2 protein-coding genes are annotated in these 2,324 nt (G+C 59.3%); both read right to left on the bottom strand.

Annotation, left to right across the window (positions count from 1 at the left end; all coding sequences use genetic code 11):
* Nucleotides 1-60: 60 nt before the first annotated feature.
* Nucleotides 61-1,917, bottom strand: a complete 1,857-nt coding sequence (locus ACO6BQ_RS12425; RefSeq protein WP_489121435.1) for a heavy metal translocating P-type ATPase — start codon at nucleotides 1,915-1,917, stop codon at nucleotides 61-63.
* Nucleotides 1,918-1,932: 15 nt separating this feature from the next.
* Nucleotides 1,933-2,151 carry a cation transporter gene (locus ACO6BQ_RS12420; RefSeq protein ID WP_006692543.1) on the bottom strand — a complete coding sequence of 73 codons (219 nt, stop codon included), beginning with the start codon at nucleotides 2,149-2,151 and terminating at the stop codon, nucleotides 1,933-1,935.
* Between the last annotated feature and the right edge of the window lie 173 nt (nucleotides 2,152-2,324).

The following is a 2,324-nucleotide window of genomic DNA, read 5'->3' as shown; positions in this document are numbered from 1 at the left end:
AGTGCGGGCAAAAAAGATGCGTCAAGATGATGGTGCTGAATTTATCAGTGCTTCCGCAAGTCATTCCTTGACGCTCAGCGCACGCATGGCGTTGAGGATGGCGAGGACGGTGACGCCGACATCGGCGAAGATTGCCGCCCAAAGTCCTGCGTAACCAAGTGCGCCGAGGACGAGGACGATGCCCTTGATGCCGATGGCAAAGACGATGTTCTGCCATGCGATGCGCATGGTCTTGCGTGCAATGTCGATGGCGGTTGCGATTTTCTTCGGCTCGTCGGTCATGAGAACGACATCCGCCGCCTCGATTGCCGCGTCCGAGCCAAGTGCGCCCATGGCGATGCCGACATCGGCGCGTGCGAGAACAGGCGCGTCGTTGATGCCGTCGCCGACGTAGGCGAGGGTCTTGCCCTCTGCCTGTGCGGCGAGCCGTGTCTCGACCTGTGCGACCTTGTCCTGCGGGAGGAGTTCGGCGTGGATGGTATCGATGCCAAGGCTCTTGCCGACGCTCGTGCCGATTGGGCGCGTGTCGCCCGTGAGCATGACCGTCTCGCGGATGCCGCGCTCCTTTAGGGCACGGACTGCCTCCGCCGCGTCCTCCTTGATCTCGTCCGCGACATGCACCACTCCTGCGAAGCACCCGTCAATGGAGAGATAGACCGCACCCGCGTGCGGGACAGGTGGGATGTTTATCGTTTTCTTTGCTGTGAGGAGGTCATGCGTGCCAAACAGGATGAAATGTCCATTGATGTGCGCGGAGATGCCGCGTCCTGCGTTTTCCTCCATCGCATGCACGTCCGTATCCTCGGTCGTACCGCCACCGCCCGTGAAGGCGCGCAGGATGGAGCGCCCGATGGGATGGGTGGAATAGCGTTCGGCGTTCGCTGCGTAGAAGATGACATCCTCCTCCTGGAAGCCCTCGGCGGGGATGACGCTCGTGACATGAAAGCTGCCTTTCGTGAGCGTGCCCGTCTTGTCGAATACAACGGTGTCTGCCTTTGCCAGTGCCTCCAGATAGTTGCCGCCCTTGATGAGGATGCCGGCACGGCTCGCGCCGCCAATCCCTGCAAAGAAGGAGAGCGGCACGGAGATGACGAGAGCGCACGGACAGGAGATAACGAGGAAGGTAAGTGCGCGGTAGATCCACATACCGAACGGATCGCCCGTGACGAGCGGCGGGATGATGGCGAGGAGCAGTGCGCCAATGACGACGGCGGGCGTGTACCAGCGTGCGAAACGTGTGATGAATGCCTCGGTCTTTGCCTTTTTGTCCGTCGCTTCCTCCACGAGCGACAGGATGCGCTCGACGGTGGATTCCTCGTACGGGGTTGTGACGCGCACCTCAAGGACACCCGACTGGTTGATGCAGCCGCTGATGATCTCGTCGTTTGCACGCACCACACGCGGCATGGATTCGCCTGTCAGAGCGGAGGTGTCGAGGTGTCCCTCTCCCTTCGTGATGATGCCGTCGAGCGGGACGCGCTCGCCGGGACGGACGATGATCGTCTCGCCGACTTCGACCTCGTCGGGGAATACCTCCTCCTCCGCACCGTCGCGCAGAACACACGCCGTGTCGGGGCGAATGTCCATGAGGGAGGAGATGGAGCGGCGCGAACGCTGAACGGCATAGCCCTGGAACCCCTCGCCGATCTGGTAAAGCAGCATGACGGCAACGCCCTCGGAGTAGTCGCCGAGGGCGATCGCACCGAGGGTCGCGACTGCTATGAGGAAGTTCTCGTCAAAGACGCGTCCCTGGCGAATATTTGCCGCCGCACGCCAGAGGATGTCCCAGCTGATGAGAGCGTAGGCTGCGAGGAGGAGTACGACACCGACGGTAATGTCTTCGAGGACCATTCCCGATATGAAGAGTGCTGCCGCTCCTCCGATGCGCATGAGCATGCGCTTCTGTTTCTTCGTCATGAGGATTCCCTCGCGTTACGCCTCGAGCACTGCGTCCGGCTCGATGGTCTTGGCAACCTTCTTGATCTCTGCAATGATCTCGTCAAAGCGTGCGTCGTCCGCGTCGAGCGTCATGCGCTCGCTGAGAAAGTTGATGCGAACCTTGTTCACACCCTCGATCTTTGCCGCAGCATCCTCAATCTCCTGAGCGCAGTGGGCGCAGTCGATGTCGCGAAACTTGAATGCCTTTTTCATGATGATCGTCTCCTTTATTCAAATGTATTTGATTATAAAGGAGGATGGAGAAGGTGTCAAGAGGGTGGGAAGAATTTTGTTCTTATGGTATAATTTATTTGCTGTCGCACCTCAAAATCTAGGGAAGCACTGATAAATTCAGCACCGCCATCTTGACGCATCTTTTTTGCCCG

This window comes from Centipeda sp. (in: firmicutes) (genome assembly GCF_057271695.1).
Note: the sequence above shows the minus strand (reverse complement) of the source record. Positions and strands in the feature narration are given on the sequence as shown.

What these genes read in the sequence shown, in the direction of transcription:
- ACO6BQ_RS12425 (WP_489121435.1), bottom strand. Translation starts at nt 1,917, where the DNA reads ATGACGAAGAAACAGAAGCGCATGCTCATGCGCATCGGAGGAGCGGCA.
- ACO6BQ_RS12420 (WP_006692543.1), bottom strand. Translation starts at nt 2,151, where the DNA reads ATGAAAAAGGCATTCAAGTTTCGCGACATCGACTGCGCCCACTGCGCT.